Annotated in this window: 21 protein-coding genes and 1 pseudogene; 5 read left to right on the forward strand and 17 right to left on the reverse strand. The window is 69.2% G+C overall.

Annotated elements, in window-relative coordinates:
* Nucleotides 1-9: 9 nt before the first annotated feature.
* From IEV96_RS16650 to rpsB, 7 genes are all read right to left on the reverse strand, one after another.
* A complete protein-coding gene (locus tag IEV96_RS16650; RefSeq protein ID WP_229733126.1) occupies nucleotides 10-699 on the reverse strand; it encodes an aggregation-promoting factor C-terminal-like domain-containing protein in 690 nt (229 codons plus the stop codon).
* A gap of 46 nt (nucleotides 700-745) precedes the next feature.
* Nucleotides 746-1300, reverse strand: coding sequence for a DivIVA domain-containing protein (locus tag IEV96_RS07195; protein WP_188509960.1), 555 nt, complete (start codon nucleotides 1298-1300; stop codon nucleotides 746-748).
* A 14-nt stretch (nucleotides 1301-1314) separates the two neighbouring features.
* Nucleotides 1315-2280, reverse strand: coding sequence for a phosphatidate cytidylyltransferase (locus tag IEV96_RS07200; RefSeq protein ID WP_188509961.1), 966 nt, complete (start codon nucleotides 2278-2280; stop codon nucleotides 1315-1317).
* Nucleotides 2281-2832, reverse strand: coding sequence for a ribosome recycling factor (gene frr, locus IEV96_RS07205; protein ID WP_188509962.1), 552 nt, complete (start codon nucleotides 2830-2832; stop codon nucleotides 2281-2283).
* 118 nt (nucleotides 2833-2950) lie between these two features.
* Nucleotides 2951-3664 (reverse strand): UMP kinase, encoded by a 714-nt coding sequence (pyrH, locus tag IEV96_RS07210; protein WP_188509963.1) that lies wholly within the window; start codon nucleotides 3662-3664, stop codon nucleotides 2951-2953.
* Between the two features lie 96 nt (nucleotides 3665-3760).
* Nucleotides 3761-4588, reverse strand: a complete 828-nt coding sequence (gene tsf, locus IEV96_RS07215) for a translation elongation factor Ts (RefSeq protein WP_188509964.1) — start codon at nucleotides 4586-4588, stop codon at nucleotides 3761-3763.
* Nucleotides 4589-4618: 30 nt separating this feature from the next.
* The gene (gene rpsB, locus IEV96_RS07220; RefSeq protein ID WP_188509965.1) at nucleotides 4619-5635 is read right to left on the reverse strand and encodes a 30S ribosomal protein S2; all 1017 of its coding nucleotides are present in this window, start codon (nucleotides 5633-5635) and stop codon (nucleotides 4619-4621) included.
* Nucleotides 5636-5958: 323 nt separating this feature from the next.
* On the opposite strand from rpsB, the pseudogene IEV96_RS07225 reads away from it, so the two are divergent.
* Nucleotides 5959-6315: pseudogene (locus IEV96_RS07225) on the forward strand (peptidoglycan DD-metalloendopeptidase family protein); the annotation flags it as partial.
* A gap of 153 nt (nucleotides 6316-6468) precedes the next feature.
* On the opposite strand, the gene IEV96_RS07230 reads toward IEV96_RS07225, so the two are convergent.
* Nucleotides 6469-7485: a tyrosine recombinase XerC gene (locus tag IEV96_RS07230; RefSeq protein ID WP_188509966.1), complete on the reverse strand. Its 1017-nt coding sequence runs from the start codon at nucleotides 7483-7485 to the stop codon at nucleotides 6469-6471.
* A gap of 53 nt (nucleotides 7486-7538) precedes the next feature.
* Entirely contained in the window at nucleotides 7539-9680 is a 2142-nt protein-coding gene (locus IEV96_RS07235; RefSeq protein ID WP_188509967.1) for an MMPL family transporter, read from the reverse strand.
* A gap of 134 nt (nucleotides 9681-9814) precedes the next feature.
* Here IEV96_RS07235 and IEV96_RS07240 point away from each other — a divergent pair, with 134 nt between their 5' ends.
* Nucleotides 9815-10315: a MarR family winged helix-turn-helix transcriptional regulator gene (locus IEV96_RS07240; RefSeq protein ID WP_188509968.1), complete on the forward strand. Its 501-nt coding sequence runs from the start codon at nucleotides 9815-9817 to the stop codon at nucleotides 10313-10315.
* On the opposite strand, the gene IEV96_RS07245 is transcribed toward IEV96_RS07240, so the two are convergent.
* Nucleotides 10312-11283: a phosphodiesterase gene (locus IEV96_RS07245; RefSeq protein ID WP_188509969.1), complete on the reverse strand. Its 972-nt coding sequence runs from the start codon at nucleotides 11281-11283 to the stop codon at nucleotides 10312-10314. The genes IEV96_RS07240 and IEV96_RS07245 overlap by 4 nt on opposite strands.
* Nucleotides 11284-11339: 56 nt before the next feature.
* Here IEV96_RS07245 and IEV96_RS07250 point away from each other — a divergent pair, with 56 nt between their 5' ends.
* Together IEV96_RS07250 and IEV96_RS07255 are read left to right on the forward strand one after the other, a co-directional pair.
* On the forward strand, nucleotides 11340-12062 hold the full coding sequence (locus tag IEV96_RS07250; RefSeq protein WP_188509970.1) for an SOS response-associated peptidase: 723 nt from the start codon (nucleotides 11340-11342) through the stop codon (nucleotides 12060-12062).
* Between the two features lie 86 nt (nucleotides 12063-12148).
* Nucleotides 12149-12508 carry a hypothetical protein gene (locus tag IEV96_RS07255; RefSeq protein ID WP_188509971.1) on the forward strand — a complete coding sequence of 120 codons (360 nt, stop codon included), beginning with the start codon at nucleotides 12149-12151 and terminating at the stop codon, nucleotides 12506-12508.
* A gap of 28 nt (nucleotides 12509-12536) precedes the next feature.
* Here IEV96_RS07255 and dprA read toward each other — a convergent pair whose 3' ends face one another.
* The 3 genes from dprA to IEV96_RS07270 are packed head-to-tail and all read right to left on the reverse strand — an operon-like array spanning nucleotide 12537 to nucleotide 15654.
* Complete coding sequence (gene dprA, locus IEV96_RS07260; protein ID WP_188509972.1) at nucleotides 12537-13766, reverse strand: DNA-processing protein DprA; 1230 nt, start codon at nucleotides 13764-13766, stop codon at nucleotides 12537-12539.
* Nucleotides 13763-15298, reverse strand: coding sequence for a YifB family Mg chelatase-like AAA ATPase (locus IEV96_RS07265; protein ID WP_188509973.1), 1536 nt, complete (start codon nucleotides 15296-15298; stop codon nucleotides 13763-13765). Before IEV96_RS07265 ends, dprA begins: the two co-directional genes overlap by 4 nt.
* Nucleotides 15298-15654, reverse strand: coding sequence for a YraN family protein (locus IEV96_RS07270; protein WP_188509974.1), 357 nt, complete (start codon nucleotides 15652-15654; stop codon nucleotides 15298-15300). The genes IEV96_RS07265 and IEV96_RS07270 overlap by 1 nt, the downstream gene beginning before the upstream one ends.
* A 156-nt stretch (nucleotides 15655-15810) precedes the next feature.
* Here IEV96_RS07270 and IEV96_RS07275 point away from each other — a divergent pair, with 156 nt between their 5' ends.
* Nucleotides 15811-17514, forward strand: a complete 1704-nt coding sequence (locus tag IEV96_RS07275; RefSeq protein WP_188509975.1) for a long-chain-fatty-acid--CoA ligase — start codon at nucleotides 15811-15813, stop codon at nucleotides 17512-17514.
* Here the strand turns inward: IEV96_RS07275 and IEV96_RS07280 are convergent.
* From IEV96_RS07280 to rnhB, 4 genes are all read right to left on the reverse strand, one after another.
* Entirely contained in the window at nucleotides 17511-18425 is a 915-nt protein-coding gene (locus tag IEV96_RS07280) for a Fic family protein (RefSeq protein ID WP_188509976.1), read from the reverse strand. The genes IEV96_RS07275 and IEV96_RS07280 overlap by 4 nt on opposite strands.
* A 100-nt stretch (nucleotides 18426-18525) precedes the next feature.
* Complete coding sequence (locus IEV96_RS07285; protein WP_188509977.1) at nucleotides 18526-19128, reverse strand: PadR family transcriptional regulator; 603 nt, start codon at nucleotides 19126-19128, stop codon at nucleotides 18526-18528.
* Nucleotides 19129-19480: 352 nt separating this feature from the next.
* A complete protein-coding gene (locus tag IEV96_RS07290; RefSeq protein ID WP_184237343.1) occupies nucleotides 19481-19804 on the reverse strand; it encodes a DUF2469 family protein in 324 nt (107 codons plus the stop codon).
* Between the two features lie 12 nt (nucleotides 19805-19816).
* Nucleotides 19817-20461, reverse strand: coding sequence for a ribonuclease HII (gene rnhB / locus IEV96_RS07295; protein WP_188509978.1), 645 nt, complete (start codon nucleotides 20459-20461; stop codon nucleotides 19817-19819).

Here is a 20461-nt window from a genome sequence, read left to right on the forward strand (position 1 = left end):
TAGTTGAGCTCAGTACCAACCCTTGGCCTGCGAGGTGCCCCACGCGCCACACGGGGTGGAGTAGCGGCCGGAGATGTAGCCGAGACCCCACGTGATCTGCGTGGCCGGGTTCGTCGCCCAGTCGGCACCCACCGACGCCATCTTCGAGCCGGGGAGTGCCTGCGGGATGCCGTGGGCGCCGCTGCTCGCGTTGTGAGCGTTGACGTTCCATCCGGACTCTTTGTTCCAGAGCGAGACGAGGCAGTCGAACTCCGACTGACCCCACCCGCGCGCGATGACCATGTCGTACGCGATCGCCTTGGCGGACCCGGGGTCGGGGACACCGGCGGCGGGAGCGCCACCGCCGCCACTGCTCTTCTTTGCGGCGACCACGACGGGCGGCGGCACGACGATCTTGGTGATGGTGAAGGCATCGCGTGCCGCGTGGGCGCGAACGCCCTGCGCTGCCGCGACGGTCTGCGGTTCGACCTTCTCGCCGGGAGCGTTGGTGACCACGTTCTGTTCGTCGGCGGTGATCGCGAATGCGGCCGTCGGGTCGATGATCGTGACGAGGACGAAGCACATGCTCGCGAAGAAGGCGAGGAACGGAAGGCCCCGGCGCGACCTCGTCTGTGCGGGGCGGATCCGGGGTGCACTGGCGGCCCCACTGGCGCCGACCGGCTGCACGGAGGAAGAGAACTCTCTACGTTGTAATTCCACGGTTATTCCACCGTAGCCCATGAGGGGGGTGGTACGTCGAATCGGCTCAGCGCACTGCCAGCATCACGTCGATGACATTGTCGAGCAAAAGGTCGACCTGGGACTCGTTGTAGCCCCGCCTGGTTGCGGTGAATGCCACGAGACGTACGTCGTCGATGCTCATCGGCTTGCCGTGCTGGAAGTAGTCGACGAGCCGGTCGGCGAAGGCGTCGACCTGCTTCACGTCGTAGGCACGGGTGAGGACGCTGACGCGGGAGAACCGGTGGCCCACCGGGCGGGCGAGCCGGTCGAGGATCTCCTGAGCGGTTCCACGCGCCCGCCCGTACCACTCGGCGTCGCCGCCGGGAGGGGCGAACGCGCGGTCACGCTCGCGGCTGGCGAAGGCGTCTTCGAGCCGCTCGAGGGCCGCATCGACGTGGGTCGTGGAGTAGCCGCCCTTCTGCATGGCGAAGGCCGTCGTGCGAATGCTCTGGGCGGTCACGACCGACGGGCCGAGCAGTTCGCTCGAGTAGGCACGGCGGGCGTCCTCGAGGAAGTCCTCGACCTGGTCGACGTTGTACCCGCGCCGCGACTTGCGGGTTCGGGGAAAAGTGGTGCTCACGTGATAATCCTGCCCTAAACGAAGATGAGGTACAGCGCGTACGCCGCGACGGCCGACGGCAGGATCGAGTCCAGCCGGTCGAGGAATCCGCCGTGTCCCGGCAACCAGGTGCTGATGTCCTTGATGCCGAGGTCGCGCTTGATGAGCGATTCGGCGAGGTCGCCCATGGTGGCGGTGAAGACGATGACGGTTCCCATGATGAGGCCCACCCACCACGGCTGCTGCAGCATAAAGACGGCGAGCAGCACACCCGCGGCGAGGGCGGCGAGCGCGGAACCGGCGAACCCCTCCCACGTCTTCTTCGGGCTGATCAGCGGCGCCATGAGGTGCTTGCCGAAATTGACGCCCGACGCGTAGGCGCCGACGTCGACCGCGACGACGATGATGAGCGAGGCCAGCGTCCACCATTGGCCGCCGGGCTGTGCCGTGAGCAGGATGGTGAACGCGCCGAGGAACACGACGTAGCTCTGCACGAAGGCGCCCGCGGCGATGTCCTTCCAGAACTCGACGCTCGAGACCCGCAGTTTCGGCACGATCATCTCGCCGACGCGCCAGAGCGAGACGAAGACGATGCCGCCGACGGTGACGAGCCAGTGCCCCGTTGCGAGGCCGTAGAACGATGCGGGCACGATCGCGAGCGACGCTATGACGGTAGGGACGCGCGGCACGTCGCGACCGGCGAAGCGCAGGGCGCTCGCCAGCTCGAACGAGGTGAAGACGAGCAGAATGGCGCCGAACACCATGAACAACTCTTTGACGAAGACGAGACTGACGATGAGCGAACCGCCGAGGGCAAGACCGATCAGGATCGCCGAGAACAGGTTGCGGCCGCTCTTGGCGTTGATCCTGTCGTTCGTCGCTCGGACCTGCGCCTCGATGTCCGCGACCGTCGCCTCGAAGTCCGCTCGCGACGGCGGATGCTTCTTGGCCTTGGTCTCAGATCTGGGGCGGTCTTTGTTCCCGCCGGCGGCATCCGACATCTATACCTCGAGCAGCTCGGCTTCTTTGCGCTTGAGAGCGTCGTCGATGGCGTCCACGTGGTGCTTCGTGGTCGCTTCGAGGTCCTTCTCAGCGCGGGCGATTTCGTCTTCGCCGACCTCTTTGAGCGCGTCGAGGTCGTCCTTCGCCTTGCGGCGGATGTTGCGCACGGCGACCTTGGCCTGCTCGGCCTTGTCGCGCACGATCTTGACGAACTCCTTGCGGCGGTCCTGGGTGAGCTCGGGCAGCGTCACGCGCACGATCTCGCCATCGTTGCCGACATTGGCACCGAGGTTCGGGGCGGCGACGATGGCCTTCTCGATCTCTTTGAGCGCCGACTTGTCGAAGGGCGTCACGATGAGCGTGCGCGCCTCGGGGTTGTTCAGCGAGGCGAGCTGCCCGAGCGGCGTGGGGCTGCCGTAGTAGTCGACCAGGATTTTCTGGAACATGAGGGGGTTCGCGCGTCCGGTTCGGACGGTTGCGAAGTCTTCCTTGGCTACTTCGAGGGCCTTGGCCATCTTGTCTTTGGTGTCGGCCAGTACGTCGCTAATCACGGGAGCTCCTTTGTGTCTAGTGGAGTTTACCGGCTAAGCAACCGTGAAGAACCCGACACCGGTGCCGCGCCGTGTCGCGGGGGTCGGCGGCCGCACGATTGCGGCCGCCGGAGCCACGCTATTTGGAGACGAGCGTTCCGATGCGGTCGCCGCGGATCGCCTTGGTGAGGTTGCCGGCCGGAGCCATGCCGAACACGACCATGGGCATCGCGTTGTCCATACACAGGCTGAACGCGGTGGAGTCGACGACCTTGAGGCCCTGCACGAGCGCCTCCTGGTAGGTGATCTCGTCGATCTTCGTCGCAGTGGCGTCGGTGCGCGGGTCGCCCGTGTAGACGCCGTCGACGCCGTTCTTTGCGACGAGGACCACGTCGGCGCCGATCTCGAGCGCGCGCTGTGCCGAGACGGTGTCGGTGGAGAAGTAGGGAAGTCCGGCGCCCGCACCGAAGATGACGACGCGGCCCTTCTCGAGGTGGCGCTCGGCGCGACGCGGGATGTACGGCTCGGCGACCTGCGTCATCGAGATGGCGGACTGCACGCGTGTCGCGGCCCCGGCCTGCTCGAGGAAGTCCTGCAGTGCGAGCGCGTTCATAACGGTTCCCAGCATGCCCATGTAGTCGGCGCGGCCGCGGTCCATGCCGCGCTGGCTGAGCTCGGCGCCGCGGAAGAAGTTGCCACCGCCGACGACGATCGCGATCTCCACGTCGGCGGATGCCTCGGCGATCTCCTTGGCGAGAGAGGAAACGACATCGGGGTTGACGCCCAGCTGGCCGCCTCCGAAAGCTTCACCCGACAGTTTGAGAAGTACCCGTCTTTTGCGCTCGGTGGTCAATGCAGCTCCTTGGGTCGGTTTTTCTACAGAATATGGGTTTGGGCAAAAAAATGGGGTTCGAGACTGTTCGTCCCGAACCCCATTCCGCACTGAATGTTAGGCGCCGACCTTGAAGCGAGCGAAACCGCTCACGGTGAGTCCGGCATCCGACAGGACCTTGCCGACGGACAGCTTGTTGTCCTTGGCGTAGTCCTGATCGAGCAGGGAGACCTGCTTGAAGAACGCGGAGACGCGTCCCTCGATGATCTTCGGAAGGGCCGCCTCGGGCTTGCCCTCGCCGCGGCTGATCTCCTCGACGATGCGACGCTCGTTCTCGACCGTCTCGGCCGGAACGTCTTCGCGCGTGAGGTACTGCGGGTCGGCGAACGAGATGTGCTGGGCAACGCTGCGCGCCGTCTCAGCGTCGTCTCCCGAGTACCCGACGACAACGCCGACCTGCGGGGGCAGGTCCTTGTTGGTGCGGTGCAGGTACACGGCGAACTTCTCACCGGTGACGACCGCGACGCGGCGCAGCTCGATCTTCTCGCCGAGGATTGCGGCTTCGCCGCCGATCAGGTCGGCAACCGTTCCGCCCTCGGCGGGGGCCGCGAGGGCCGCCTCGAGGTCGGTGGCGCCCGACGCCGCTACGGCGTCGATGACCTTGTCGCCGAGCGAGACGAACTTGTCGCTCTTTGCAACGAAGTCGGTCTCGCAGGCGAGCTCGATGATGGTCGTGGAACCAGCACCTTCCTTCGCGGCGACGAGGCCCTCGCTGGTGGAGCGGTCCGAGCGCTTTGCGTTGCTCTTGGCACCCTTGAGACGCAGGAGCTCGGTGGCCTTTTCGAGGTCACCGCCCGCCTCTACGAGGGCGTTCTTGCTGTCGACCATGCCGGTGCCGAGGCGCTCGCGCAGGGTCTTGAGGTCTGCGAGGCTGAAATCTGCCATCGTTTTTCCTATTCCTTTAGTGTGCGGAAACTACTTGGAGGACTTCTTCGGAGCGGCGGGCTTCTTCTCGGCGGGAGTTGCCTCTGCCTCGATCTTGGCCTCGGTCTCCTCGTCGGACTCTACGACATGCTCGGGAACGATGGTGGCGTCCGCGGCCGCTTCGTGCTCGGCAGCGACTGCGTCTGCGTCGTTCTCCTCGACGGGAACCTCGGCCGCAACGACCTCGGCGACAGCCTCTCCGCCCTTGGCGTCAACGGCTTCGACCTTCTCGGCCTCCGTGGCGGGGGTCTCCGACGCCTGGAGAAGCTCGGCTTCCCACGCGGCGAGGGGCTCGACGGCTTCGCCGTCTTCGGGCTTCTGGTGACGCTGGACGAGGCCCTCGGCCGCTGCGTCCGCGATGATGCGGGTCAGCAGTGCGACGGAGCGGATCGCGTCGTCGTTACCGGGGATCGGGTACTGGACCTCGTCGGGGTCGCAGTTGGTGTCGAGGATCGCGATGACCGGGATACCGAGCTTGTGCGCCTCGTCGATCGCGAGGTGCTCCTTCTTGGTGTCGACGATCCAGATCGCGGAAGGCGTCTTGGTCAGGTTGCGGATACCACCGAGGCTCTTCTGGAGCTTGATGAGCTCGCGCTTCTGGATGAGCAGCTCTTTCTTGGTGTAGCCGCGCGTCGTGTCGTCGAAGTCGACCTCTTCGAGCTCCTTCATGCGCGCGAGGCGCTTGGAGACCGTCTGGAAGTTCGTGAGGAGTCCACCGAGCCAACGCTGGTTGACGTACGGCTGGCCGACGCGAAGAGCCTGCTCGGCGATGGAGCCCTGAGCCTGCTTCTTGGTTCCGACGAAGAGGATGGTTCCGCCGTGGGCGACGGTGTCCTTGACGTAGTCGTAGGTCTTGTCGATGAAGGCAAGCGACTGCTGCAGGTCGATGATGTGGCTGCCCGAACGCTCGGTCAGGATGAATCGCTTCATCTTCGGGTTCCAGCGACGCGTCTGGTGTCCGAAGTGGACGCCGCTGTCGAGCAGCTGGCGGATTGTTACAACGGCCATGGCCGTGCTCCTTTTCTGGCGCGCGCCTATGACGGCATTTCGCACCAACTCAGTTGTTTTCGCGACCGGTCGGCCGCGAACCTGGTGCCCGGCACGCATCCGGCACAGCGTGATGCAGAATTGACTGCACTTCGGCGGTGACTGAGTGGATGGCGTTGCGCGACTGTACAGTCGCTACGGGCACGCGTAGTCGCCGTGCTTCCGCACAGCGCTCCGAGAACTATATCACCGCTCCGGTCCCCCACAGGTCGCGGGTTGGCCCGGTTTTCGGCAGAGTGCACGCGGCCGGTCGGGGAGGTCGCGCCGCGGGCGAAGCTGAGCGGATGCGACGTGTCTGTTCTCTTGTGCTCCTCGCGCTGGTCGCGGGGTCGGTTCCCGCCGCCGCCCTCCCCCGGTGGCAGTGGCCCGTCGCCGCGCCCCACCCGATCGTCCGGCCGTACCTCGCACCGGCCGACCGGTACTCAGCCGGCCACCGCGGGATCGACATCGGCGCGTCCGGCGCTCACGTCGTCGCCCCGGCAGACGGCACCGTGCACTTCGCCGGAACCGTGGTCGACCGCGGCGTGCTGTCGATCGCCCACGGGGGCGGGCTGCTCTCGAGCTACGAACCGGTCGTCACGACACTGAAAGCGGGCGACGCCGTGCGGCGCGGCGACGCGATCGCCACGCTGCAGCCCGGACACTGCTCGATACCATGCCTGCACTTCGGCGTCCGGCTCGACGGTGAGTACGTGTCCCCGCTGCTCTACCTCGCGGAGGTGCCGCGCTCGGTGCTGCTGCCGACCCGGCGCATCGCGGCGGGCGGCGCCGCTGTGTCGGGCCCGGTTCCCGTGTCAGGCCCGGGGGTGGGCCATCGCGTAGCTCTCCTTGAGCCGCTCGGTCGACACGTGCGTGTAGATCTGGGTGGTGCCGAGGCTCGCGTGGCCGAGCATCTCCTGCACCGCCCGAAGATCCGCTCCCCCGTCGAGCAGGTGGGTCGCGGCGGTGTGGCGCAACGCGTGCGGGCCGGCGGGTCCGCCGCCCGGGACGCTTTCGAGCAACCCCGCCACGAGAGTGTAGACGGCGCGCGTTCCGATGCGGGCGCCGCGAGCGCCGAGGAACAGCGCCGCGCCCGATGCGCTCGTGCGCGCGGGGATGCCCGATGCGCCAGCACCCGCGGGGACGGATGCGCCGGTACCCGCGCCCTCGCTCGTGGCGCCGTGGGCGGCGCTGTGGGCGGTGTCCGCCGGTCCGAGCGCTCGGCCGGGCAGGCGCACCTCGAGCCAGGCGGCGATCGCGTTCTTGGCCGGCACCCCGAACGGGACCACCCGCTCCTTCGAACCCTTGCCCAGCACGCGGGCCGTCAGCCGACCGAGGTCGACGTCGCGCACGTCGAGGCCCGCGAGTTCACTCACCCGCAACGCGGACGCGTAGAGCAGTTCGACGATGGCGAGGTCACGGATCGCGAGGGTGTCGCCGGTCGAGGCGCGGGCGGCGAGGCCTTCGAGCAGGGCGTCCATCTGGGCGCGGGTGAGAACGCGCGGCAGGTGACGGTCGGACTTCGGGGCGCGCAGGCGGGCGGCGGCGTCCGTCGGTGTGTGTCCCGAGCGGGCGAGCCAGGAGGTGAGGGCGCGAGCGGTGGCCGAGCGGCGAGCGAGCGTCGACTTCGCGAGCCCCGCGGTCGAGCCCCGCCACAGCCAGCCGCGCAGCAGTTCGAGGTCGATCTCCGCAGACTCGGTGACTCCCGCCTCCTCCGCGAATCGCAGCAGGTCGGTGAGGTCGGAGCGGTACGAACGCACCGTGTGCTCGCTGAAACCGCGCTCCGCACTCAGGTAGAGCGTGAAGTCGGCGAGCAGCCGGTCGAGTTGCATGTACTCATCGTGCCCTCCGCCGCGACCGGGCGTCTCCCGGCTCGCCGAGACGGCTACTCGGTGGCGGTCGATACCGGCTCCGTGGGGCGAACGGACTCCTCGCTGGCGGGCGCCTGGGGCGAGGTGCGGTCGTCGGCGGTCGCGAGATGCGCGGGCGAGTGCAGCTTCGACGGCCACCAGAACTTCTCGCCGGCGATGAAGGCGAGGGCCGGCACGAGCACCGTCCGCACGAGCAGGGTGTCGAGCAGCACACCGATGCAGACGATGATGCCGATCTGCGTCAGCGTGATGAGCGGCAGCACACCGAGCACGGCGAAGACGGCGGCGAGCAGGATTCCCGCGCTCGTGATCACCCCGCCCGTCGACGACAGGGCGCGGATCATGCCGGTCTTCGTGCCGTGTGCGACCGCCTCCTCCCTGGCCCGCGTGACGAGGAAGATGTTGTAGTCCACCCCGAGCGCGACCAGGAACAGGAAGCTGAACAGGATCACGTTGGTGTCGATCGCGGGGAATCCGAACACCGTCTCGAACAGCAACCAGCTCGCGCCGAGGCTGCCGAAGAACGAGGCGACGACGGTGAGAAGCAACAGGACGGGCGCGACGAGCGATCGCAGCAGCAGCACCAGCACGATGAACACGAGCGCGAGGATGAGCGGGATCAGCAGGTCCTGGTCGGCCTGCTGCGCCTCGTTCGCGTCGAGGGTCTGAGCGTCGAGTCCGCCGACGAGGGCGTCGGCGCCGTCCACGTCGTGGAGGGCCGTGCGCAGGGCGGCGACCGCGGCGAAGGATTCCTCCGTCTCGGCCGCGGCGTCGAGCACCACGTCGATCTGGGTGATCTCGCCCGTCGAATCCCCGACAGTCGCCGAGACGACCCCGTCGACCCGTTCTGCCTCCGCAGCGACCAGATCGGCCGACGAGGCGTTCGCGATGACCACGACGGGCGATCCGCTTCCCGCACTGAAGGCATCCGCAATCAGCTCCTGACCGACGACCGCTTCGGGAACCGACGTGAACTTCTCCGTCTGGGCGAGCCCGACCTTGATCTGCGGCACACCCGCGACGGCAAGCCCGCCGAGCAACAGCACGCCGACGACCGCGACCGCGACCGGCTTGCGCGACACGGCGGTGCCGAGGCGGAACCAGAGCCCGCGGTGGGCCGTGTTCTGGGAGTCGAAACGCGGCACGTAGGGCCAGAACAGTCCGCGGCCGAACAGCACGAGCGCGGCCGGCAGCACGAACAGGGCGAAGAGCATGGCGACGACCACACCCGCGGCGCAGGCCAGTCCGAGGGCGCGGTTGCCGGTGAGTTGCGCGAACAGCAGGGTGAGCAGACTCAGCACGACCGTGCTTCCGCTCGCGATGATCGCCGGACCGGCGCCGCGGAGCGCCTGCGCCATGGCGACCCGTCGGTCGGCGACCAGGCGCAGCTCGTCGCGGTACCGGGCGATGAGCAGGAGGGCGTAGTTGGTGCCGGCGCCGAAGACGAGCACCGAGAGGATGCCGGTGACCGAGGCATCGAGCGTGATGCCCGCGGCGGCGGCGATGCGCGTGGCCACGATGCCCGCCAGGCCGTCGGCGAGACCGACGACGGCGAGCGGGACGAGCCAAAGCCACGGGCTGCGGTAGGTGACGAGCAGCAACACCGCGACAACGATGACCGTGGTGAGGAGCAGGGTGAAATCGGCTCCCTTGAAGACCGCGGCGACGTCGACCGCGAAGCCCTCGGGTCCGGTGAGCAGGGCATCGAGGCCGTCGGGGAGGTCGGCGTTGGCGATGTCCCGCATCTGGGCGGCGCGGTCGGCCTGCTCGGTGACGTCGTCGATGATGTCGAGCGGAACGACGACGAGGGCCGTCGTGCCGTCCTCCGAGACGGTGGGCGGCGGAACGAAGCCGTCGACCGACTCGTCGGCGAGGCTCTGTGCGTTAGTGGTGACCGCCGCGATGTCGGCCTCGGTGAGTTCGTCGCCGTCGCGGCTGAACACGAGCAGCGCCGAGGTGGAGTCGGCGGCGGGGAGGTCGTCTTGCAGCGCGGCGACCCGCGACGACTCGGCGGAGTCGGGCAGTCCGACGCCGGGAGACGACTCCCCCGTCGACCCCGAACCGAGCGCGAAGATCGCGGCGGAGACGGCGAGCGCGATCACCAGGATGATCCACGAGGTCTTCTTCGCGGTGATGAAGTCGGTGAGCCGGTGCATGCTGTGCGCCCCTTGGTCGTCTGTCTGTGGCGGTCGGTCTGTGGTTGTCGGTCTGTGGTGGTCGGTGCGTCGAAATTTAGTTCGACTCTCGAATTACCCTAACTTTTAGCTACCGTACCGATAAACTCGCCAGCATGCAACGAGACCCCGACTCCGCCGCCCCTGGCCGCGGATCGTTCGACGTGCACCCGGCGACGACGCTGCTCCGCGACATCCTGAATCTCACCGGGGATTTCGAACGCCACCTCGGTCGCGAACTCACCGTCAACCCGACCGACCTTGAGGCCATGGAGGAGCTCATCCGCGACGGCGCGCTCAGCCCCACGGAGCTCGCGCGGCGGCTGCACATGTCGACGGCCGCGGTCACGACGGTCGTCGACCGCCTCACCGCCGTCGGACACGTGACCCGCGAGCGCAATCCCGACGACCGGCGCGGAATCCTCGTTGTGCCGCGCCCCGACTCCGTGCGCAAGGCGATGGGCACGCTCATGCCGATGATCCTCGGCATGGACGCGGTGATCGGCGAGTTCGACGACGCCGAACGAGAGACCATCACGGCGTACCTCGAGCGGGTCGCGGACGTCTATCGGGCGCAGCTGCCGGCGGTCGAGGGCGCAGAGGCGCCCGCGGGCTAGGCCCTCGGCTCTTCGCCCAGGTTGAACGACGAGGTCTTCTTCGAGAACGTCTCGGTGCGCTGCTCGGGCGTCATCGCCTCTATGCGCTCGACGACGTCCGCGGCGAACCCGGTGATCTCGGCCCGGTCGCCGATCGGCACCACCGAGTGAACGAGACGGTCGTCGTAGACGTGCACGAGGTTCATCGCCTGGTCGGCGTCGACCCCCGAGAGCAGGCGGTCTTTCGCGGTGAGCGCGAGCGTGTAGCAGGTGGCTGCCGCGACCGACACGGGGACGCCCGCGAAGGTGCTGTGGCCGGAGTAGTGCAGGTGGCCGCCCAGGATGCCACGCACGTCGGTGCCTCGGATGACACGTTCCAGCCTGTCCTGACCGCGCAGTTCGAGCATCTCCATGGCCCAGAGCAGGGGGGTCGGCATCGGCGGATGGTGCAGGGCGAGCAGGGTGCCGTGTTCGGCGGGTGTCGCGAGCACGTCGGCGAGCCAGTCGAGCTGTCCGTCGGTCATCTCGCCGTGATGGTACCCGGGAACCGAGGTGTCGAACGAGATGATGCGCAGGCCGTCGATGTCGTAGACCCGGTCTTGCGGCTCGGTGCTGGGATCGGTATCGAAGAGCCCGCGCGAGTACTCGGGGCGCTCGTCGTGGTTTCCCATCACCCAGATGATCTGGGCACCGAGCCGTGCCGCGGCCGGCTCCACGATCGCGCGGAGGCGGGCGTAGGCATCCGCCTCACCCAGGTCGGCGAGGTCCCCGGTGAAAACGATGGCCTCGGGACGGATGCCGCTCTGCTCGAGCTGCGTCATGGCGCGCGTGAGGTTCGAGTCCGTGTCGATCTGGCCGTACAGCGGTTTGTTGGCGCCCAGAAAGTGCGTGTCGCTGATGTGCACGACGACGTGCCGCGCTGCGGGGTGCTGTCCGAGAGGTTTCACGACTACAGGGTACGTCGGGCGGGCGACAATGCGACGAACCATTGTGAACGGCGCGGCGGTATACGACGCGTGTCGGCGCCCGGGTGCACAATGTTCGTATGTGCGGACGATTCGCTGTCGACAAAGACACCAACGAACTGATCGAGGAGTTCGTCGCGGCCGGCGGTGACGTGCACGACTGGGCGCCGAGCTTCAACCTCGCGCCGACCCAGCAGGTGCCGGTGGTGATCGAGAGCGTCAAGACCGGCGAGCTGGTGCGCAGGCTCGAGACCGCGCGCTGGTCGCTCGTGCCCGGCTGGTCGAAGACCCTCACGACGAAGTTCCCCACCTTCAACGCGCGGTCGGAGACGGCGGCGTCGAAGTCGATGTTCTCGGCGTCGGTCAAGAGCAAGCGCGCGCTCATCCCCGCGTCCGGCTACTACGAGTGGCACACCGATCCGGTGAGCAAGAAGAAGACGCCGTTCTACATCCACGCGAAGACCGACGAGACGCTCGCCTTCGCCGGCCTGTACTCGTGGTGGAAGGACCACACCAAGGCCGACGACGACCCCACGTCGTGGAACCTCACCGCGACGATCCTCACCTCCGACGCCGTCGACGAGCTGCTCGACATCCACGACCGCAACCCGGTTCCTCTCCCCCGCGAGTGGTGGGGGCGCTGGCTCGACCCGGCGACCGTCGGCGACCAGGACTTCGTCGACGCGGCGGTCGAGGCCGCGCTGCCCGTCGCGGGCGGGCTGGAGATCCGCGAGGTCGCGCCGCTGCCCCACCAGGGCGAGGGCCCCGAGCTCATCCGCCCGGTCGCGAAGGCTGCCGAGTAGCGGCAGGCTGCGGATCGCAGCAGGCTCCGGATCGCAGCGAGCACCGACTCGCAGCACGCACCGCGGCGAGCGCCTATCGTTGACGGGTGATCAGCAGAAGAGACGTGGCCCAGCGCCTCGACATCCCGGTCGAGATGGCCGTGCGCCACGACCTGCCCGCGAAAATGTCCGAGTCGGATGTCACGGAGCTCGAGCAGAACCCGCCGCCGTGGCTCGTGCAGTCCCGCGCCAACCGCAGTGCGAAGGCCCGCCCGGTCTGGGTGACCCTCACCTGCGACATCTGCGGCTACATCGAGCAGGCCAGGCCCAAAAAGTGGTGGCCCGAGTTCACCTACCTCAGCTGCGACGACCACGCCATCTGGGATCTGCCCGAGCCCGCCGCCGGCCTGCACCGCGAGGAGTTCGACGACATCGCCGGCCGCTTCATCGGCGTCGTCGACAGCTAGCCGGCGCGGCCACTCTCACGACCGCTAGCTAGCGCCGGTCCGCGTCCCGCGCCACCCGCACCCACCCCCTCTCCCGCTCGGCGACCTCGCCCTCGAGTTCGAGCGCGCCGAGCAGCGACCGCACGGCGTCGAGCGACAACCCGGCCCGCGCGGCGATGTCGGCGACGTGCCGCGGCGAGCGCACGCTGAGCGCGTCGAACAGGCGGGTGCGGTCGGGTGACCGGTCGTCGAGCTCGCCCGGCCCGAAGAGGGCGGGCGAGCGGTCGAGCGGCGCGAGCTCGGCCATCTCGTCGGGGTTCGTCACGCACACCGCCGTGAAGTCGCGGATGAGGCGATGGCAGCCGGCGGAGGCCGCGCTCGTGACGGGCCCCGGCACCGCGCCGAGCGGTCGGCCGAGCGTCGAGGCGTGCGCCGCGGTGTTGAGCGACCCCGACCGCCAGCCGGCCTCCATCACGACGGTCGCGCGGCTCGCCGCCGCGATCAGCCGGTTGCGCTGCAGAAAGCGCCACTTCGTGGGCGGCTGGCCGCACGGCAGTTCCGAGATCACGGCGCCCTCGTCGACGATTCGGGTGAGCAGCGCGTCGTGGCCGCTCGGATAGAAGCGGTCGACTCCCCCGGCGAGAAACGCGACCGTCTGACCGTGGCTCGCCAGCGCGGCCCGGTGCGCCATGCCGTCGATGCCGTAGGCGGCCCCCGACACGATCGCGTACCCGCGGTCGACCAGCCCGGCGGCCGCCTCCATCGTGACGTGCTCGCCGTAGCCGGTGGCCGCCCGCGCCCCGACCAGCGCGATCGAACGGGGCAGCGCCGCGAGGGCGGCATCGGTGCCGCGCACCCAGAGCGCGAGCGGGGCGTGCCCGCCGAGGTCGTCGACCCCGACCGGCCAGAGCGGGTCGCCTGGCACGAGCAGGCGGGCGTCGACGCGTGCCGCCTGGCGCATCGAGTTCACGGCGGCCGAGGGGTCGAGGCGCGGCCGCCATCGCTCGAGCGCCTGCACGAGCTGGTCGTCGTCGACCTCGCCGCCGGGCAGCAGGGCCCGCATGGACTCCACCGACGCCGACGCGAGCAGAGCGCGCAGGGATTCGGCAGCGCCCGCGCTCGTGATGAGCGCACCGGCGAGGCGGTCGCCCGGCTCGGCGATGCCCGACCACGCCGCACGCGCGAACAGCTGCCGCTGATCGTCGCGCGAGAGGTCGCGCCCCGCCAGTGCCGTCACGAGCGGCTCGATCTCGGTTTCGCCCAGTCCGAACATGGTCATGAGTGCATCGCCTTCCTCAGGTACAGCGCGCGGCCCACGTGGTCGGCGTCGGGTCGGTCGCCGCCGTCGAGGTCGGCGAGGGTCCATGCGATACGCAGCACCCGGTCGTAGCCGCGCATGGTGATACCGCCGCGTTCGAGGGCGCGGTCGATGGATGCGGTGGTCGCCGGGGCCGGACGCATCGCTTGGCTGCGCAGCCACTGTCCGGGCACGTGCGCGTTGAGCGACCACGGGGTCGTCGCCAGCCGAGCGGCCGCCGCCTCGCGCGCGCCGCGGACCCGGGCCCGGGCGGCCCGAGTCGACACCCGGGCGGACTCGTCGGCGAGACGCACCTGCGCCGAGGTGATGCGGTTCACCCGCAGTTGGATGTCGATGCGGTCGAGCAGCGGCCCCGAGATGCGGCCGAGGTAGCGCCGGCGGGACATCGGCGAGCACGTGCACTCGGAGTCCCTGGCCCCGTACTGTCCGCACGGGCACGGGTTCGCGGCCATCACCAGCTGGAACGAGCCGGGAAAGTGCGCGACCGCGTTGGCGCGGTGGATGCTGATGACCCCCGACTCGAGCGGCTGGCGCAGGGCGTCGAGCACGCTCGACGGAAACTCCGGCGCCTCGTCGAGGAACAGCACGCCGTGCGAGGCCCGCGCCGCCGCCCCCGGCCGGATCTGCCCGCTGCCGCCACCGATGAGCGCGGCCGAACTGGCGGTGTGGTGCGGGCTCTCCAGCGGTGGTCGCAGGGCGAGCGTGCGCCCGACCGGCAGCCCGCAGAGCGAGCGCAGCGAACTCACCTCGAGGGCGGCCGTCGCGTCGAGGTCGGGTAGCAGGCCGGGCAGGCGCGCGGCGAGCATGGTCTTGCCCGCCCCCGGCGGCCCGAGCATAAAGACGTGATGGCCGCCGGCGGCCGCGACCAGCATCGCCTCGATCGCCTCCTCGTTGCCGATGACGTCGGCGAGGTCGGTCTCGTCGTCGGGTGCCGCCGGCAACGGCGGTGCGAGGATCGGCTCGACCGGCACCGCCGCGAAGTCGCCGCCGTGCCAGATGACGGCGTCGAGCAGCGACGCGACCCCGACCACCCGCACGTCGGGCACCAAGGCCGCCTCGTGCTCGTTTCCGACGGGGACCATGACGGTGCCGAACCCCGCGGCCCGCGCGGCGACGACGGCGGGCAGGATGCCCGCGATCGGACGCAGCCGGCCGTCGAGGCCCAGCTCGCCGAGGTGCACGACCCGGTCGATCGACGCCGCGTCGAGGACCCCATCGGCGGCCAGGGTGGCGAGGGCGATCGCGAGGTCGAAACCCGAGCCGTGTTTCGGCAGCGCGGCGGGCGAGAGATTGACGGTGACCTTCTGGTGCGGGAATCCGACGCCGGAATTGGTCGCAGCGGCCCGGACCCGGTCTCTGGCCTCTCCCAGGGCCGCATCCGGAAGCCCGATGAGAACGAAGTTCGGCAGATTCGCCGAGATGTCGGCCTCGATCTCGACGATCGCACCGCGCAGGCCGAGGAGGGAGACGGCGTGTGCGCGCCCGATGGTCATCAGAAGACCCGTTTCAGGTGCTCGACGACGACCGCGCCGAACACGGGCGCCACGACCGCCACCGCATCGATGCGCACGAGTCCGTGCTGGCCGGGATGCGCGGCGCACCACGCACCGGCAAGCCGCCGCAGCCGGGCGAGTTTCGCCACCGTGATCGCCTCGAGCGGATGCCCGTAGCCGAGGCTCGAGCGCGTCTTGACCTCGACGAACACCAGCTCGTCGCCGTCGCGCACCACGAGGTCGATCTCGCCCTGCGAACAGCGCCAGTTGCGCTCGACCACCTGCATCCCCGCCCCGGCGAGGAAGTCGGCGGCGAGCGCTTCGCCCTTCTTTCCCAGCTCGTCTTTCGCGGCCATGACCACCTCCGACGACAAGAATCCCGCGGGCCGCGGCGGCATTCGACGGTGTCGACCAGTCCGTGGAGGGATCCGCGCCGAAGTCAATGGGTGAGGACAGGAAGGCGCATCCGAATTTGTATCGGATACTGGACTTTCGCTCTTGTGGAGGACGCAGTGAACGTTTACGAAAACCGGCCATGGCTGTCTGCCTACGCCCCCGGCGTGCCGCACGACATCGACGTGCCCACCGAGTCGCTCGTCGACATGCTCGACGCGAGCGTGAAGAAGTACGGCCGCCGCACCGCTCTCGAGTTCTTCGGGTCCGAGACCAGCTACGACGAGCTCGCCGAGCAGGTCGCCCGCGCCGCCGAGGGCCTACGCCGACTCGGTGTGAAGAAGGGCGACCGCGTCGCCATCGTGCTGCCCAACTGCCCGCAGCACGTCGCGGCGTTCTACGCTGTGCTGCGCCTCGGCGCCATCGTCATCGAGCACAACCCGCTCTACACCGACCGCGAGCTCCGCCACCAGTTCGAAGACCACGGCGCCCGCGTCGCGATCGTCTGGGACAAGGTGCACGACGTCGTCTCCGCCTTCCCCAACGACGTGCGGCTCGACAAGATCATCTCGGTCGACATGACGACCGCCCTGCCGCTCGGCAAGCGCCTCGCCCTTCGCCTGCCGATCGCGAAGGCCCGCAAGACCCGTGCGAGCATGACCGCCACGCCCTCGGCCCGCCGGGTGTTCACCTGGGAGAAGCTCGTCGAGGCACCGCGCATCCTGCGCAAGCGGGAACGTCCCTCGGTCGACGACATCGCCGTGCTGCAGTACACCAGCGGCACGACCGGCACCCCGAAGGGCGCGATCCTCACCCACGGCAACCTGCGCGCGAACGCCTCGCAGGGCCAGGCGTGGGTGCCCGGCCTGAAGCTCGGCAAGGAGACGTTCTACGGCGTGCTCCCCCTGTTCCACGCCTACGGCCTCACCCTGTGCCTCACCGTCGCGATGAGCATCGGGGCGAAGTTGGTGCTGTTCCCGAAGTTCGACGTCGACATGGTTCTGGATGCCGCGAAGAAGTCGCCGCCCACGTTCCTGCCTGCCGTCCCTCCGATCTACGACGCCCTCACCCGTGTCTCCAAGCGTCGCCGGGCCGGACTCTCGCACATCCGGTTCGCGATCTCCGGCGCCATGAGCCTCCCCGTCGCCACCGTCGAGCGCTGGGAAGAGGCCAGCGGCGGACTGCTCGTCGAGGGCTACGGCATGACCGAGACCAGCCCGCTCGCCGTGGGCAACCCGATGGGCCCGAGCCGTCGCCCCGGCACCGTCGGCGTGCCGTTCCCGAGCACCGAGATCCGCGTCGTCGACCCGGCCAACCCGTCGGAGGACCGGCACGAGGGCGAGGCGGGCGAGCTGCTGCTGCGCGGCCCGCAGGTGTTCCAGGGCTACTGGAACCGTTCCGTCGACACCGACCAGACCCTGCTGGCCGACGGCTGGCTGCGCACGGGCGACATCGTGACCGTCTCGGCCGACGGCTACGTCACCGTGATCGACCGCATCAAGGAGCTCATCATCACCGGCGGGTTCAACGTGTCGCCGTCGGAGGTGGAGGAGGTCCTCCTCTCCCACCCCGACATCACGGCCTCTGCGGTCGTCGGCATCCGTCGCCCGTCGGGCACCGAGGACGTGTCCGCCGCTGTAGTCCTCCGCGAGGGTGCGACCGTCGACACCGAGGACCTGCGGGACTACTGCCGCACGCGCCTGACCGCCTACAAGGTGCCGAAGAAGATCGTGGTGCTCGACGAGCTGCCGCGCTCGCTCGTGGGCAAAGTGGAACGCCGCAAGGTGCGCGACATCCTGGTCTCGGGAGCGCAGAAGGCCTAGCCGCGCGCGCGGTCGACGAACGCGTCGACCGCGTCGAGGATGCCCGGCGCGAACCAGGCCCGGTTGCGTCGCTCGGGACCCCGGGAGACGAGGATGCCGCGTTCCACGAGCGTCTCGATCGAGGTGTACGCGGCGGCGAGGGTCACACCGAGCGCCGACACCGCGAGTTTCGCGTCGATCACCGGGTGCTCGAACGCGACGGCGACGAGTTCGCGCGAGCTGGCGTGCGAGCGCACGCCGACCATGCGCTGGTCCCAGTCGTCGCGCGTGATGGCGAGCGCGGTGGCCAGCTGCCGAGCGTTGTCGATCGCCGCGTGCACCGCGTGCGCCTGGGCGAGCACCATCGGGTTGGCGTCTCCCCGCTCGTAGGCCGCCAGCGCGGTGCGGTAGCCCGTGTCATCCGCGAGCCACCCGCCGGAGATCGGCAGCGGCACGACCGGTGTGCTCAGCCGAGCCGCGTGGATCGCCCGCGCCACGCGCGCGTTGCCGAGGAAGAACGGTCGCCGCGCCACCAGCCAGGCGTGGTCGAGGGCCGCGGGAACGAGCAGGGTGCGGCCGTCGAGTTCGAGACCGTCGGGGACGTCGTCGCCGGGGTCGATCGCGTCGTGCACCGCCCCGAGGTCGCCGCCGACGAGCGCGACCAGGGTCGCTGCGAGAACGGATGCCGCGTTCCGCGCGTCTGCCGGAGCCGCCAGGCCGAGCCGGGCGAGTCCCGTCTGCCGCGCATCCGCCTCGAATCCCGCGAGGGCCGCGCTTGCGGCGCCCTCGGCCCGCGCGAACGTCGGAGCGAACGCGGCGTCGTCGGCGGTGAACTCCGCCCGGAAGTTCTCGAGCGCGAGAGCCGCATCGCCCGACAGCTCGAGGGTCGCGGGTTCGAGCGTCGAGGCGATGTTCGCGGGGGTGAGCAGCACGCGGTATCCAAGGGCGAGGGGGCGGGGCAACGGAAAAAGGGGAGCAACGCCATGTTAGGCGCTGCTCCCCCGATGGATCCGTCGGCCGGAAGGCACGGTGTCAGTCGGCGAGGATGCCGTAGAGGGCGCGGCGTGTCTCGTCGAGCTGCTCGACCGCCTTCGCCCGCTGCTCGTCGGTCGCGGCGAAGCGGAACTGGTGTACGACACCCATCAGCTTGGCGATGCTCTCGTGCAGGCCGGCGTCGGCGTGGTTGTGCTCGGTCACGCTGGCCCAGACGCGCGCGAGCTCGTCTTCGTGCGCGGTGACATAGGCGCGGCCCTCGTCGGTGAGGCGGAACTCGGTGCGACGGCCCTCGCCGATCGCCTCGATGAGCTCCTCGTCGACGAGCTGCTGCAGGGTCGGGTAGACCGAGCCGGGGCTGGGCGTCCAGTTGCCGCCGGAGCGCTCCGCGATCTCCTTGATGAGGCCGTAGCCGTTGAAGGGCTTCTCGTTCAGCAGGGAGATGATCGCCGAGCGCACGTCGCCGCGGCGCTTGCGCTGGGGTCCGGGCGGCATGAAGCCGCGGGGGCCGAAGCCGCCGAAGCCCGATCCGAACCCGGGGCCTCCGGCTGCGAAGGCGCGGGCGCCCGGGCCGAAGCCGTGGCCGCGGCGTGGGCCGCGGTCGTGCTGGTTCTGGTCGTGGTTGTGGAATTCGCTGTGCATAGCGTTTCCGTCCTTTCGTTGGTTCGCCGAACCGGTGTTCGGCGATGTGTTAACGATATATCGGTAGCTATCGATAGCGCAAGTGCCAGTTTCGCAACTCAGGCAGAAAGCGTGGGCGGCGCGGCACCACCCGCGTAATCACGCGGCCCCGTGTCATCCGCTCCGCATCCCGCCTGAGTTGCGAAACCCGCCGGTTTGTCATTCAGGACGGATTCGCCCAGCGCCACCCCGCCCCCACGTAATCCCGCGGGACATCACCCCGCCGCGGCCAAACCGTCCGGAATGACGAACGCGCCGGCCAACGAAAAAAGCCCGGACGCCATCACGGCGTCCGGGCTGAAATCCGGGGGTGCTACTCGTCGAGCGCGAGCTCTTTCGGCAGTTCGAGCTCCTTCGATGAGAGCTCCTCGACGTTCACGTCTTTGAAGGTGAGCACGCGCACGCTCTTGACGAAGCGGTCGGAACGGTAGACGTCCCACACCCACACGTCGTTCATGGTCAGCTCGAAGTAGAAGTCATGCTCGGTGTCCTGGCGCACGAGTTCGACCTCGTTCGCGAGGTAGAAGCGACGCTCGGTCTCGACCACATAGCGGAATTGGCCGACCACGTCGCGGTATTCGCGGTACAGGGCCAGCTCGACCTCGCGGTCATAGTCTTCGAACTCGTCTTCGTCCATCGTGTTTCAATCCTAAGCCGAAGTCTTGAGCCACGTGCGCCGATGCAGATCGGTCGCGCCGAGTTGGGCGATCGCGGCGAAGTGGTCCGCGGAGCCGTAGCCCTTGTTGCCGGCCCAGCCGTAGCCTGGCTGCTTGGAATCCGCGTCGATCATGAGCGAGTCGCGGTGCACCTTGGCGACGACGGATGCACCGGCTACCGACGAGCAGTCGCGGTCGGCCTTCACGCGGGTCTGCACCCTCAGCGGCGACGAGAGTGCCGGATTGAGCCAGTCGTGCGACCCGTCGAGCAGCACGACGCTCGCGCCGATGTCGGCCCCGGCTTCGTGCAGGGCGACGAGACCGCGTCTGGCCGCGAGTCCGAGCGCGGCGACGATCCCGATCCGGTCGACCTCGAGCGCCGAGGCGAGCCCGACCGACGTGTGCACCGCCCATTCCGCGGTCAACGGCGCGAGGGCCACGCGGCGTTTTTCGCTCAGGAGCTTGGAATCGCGGAGGCCTTCGGGGTGCGCGCCGACCGTGACATCCACGACACAGAGCCCGACCGCGACCGGTCCCGCTATCGCGCCGCGTCCCACCTCGTCGATTCCGATCACGAATCGGGCGCCCGCGGCGTGCATCGCGGTCTCGATCTCGAGGGTCGGGTCGGTGACGGCCAT

It is taken from the genome of Conyzicola nivalis (genome assembly GCF_014639655.1).
GTDB lineage: Bacteria > Actinomycetota > Actinomycetes > Actinomycetales > Microbacteriaceae > Conyzicola > Conyzicola nivalis.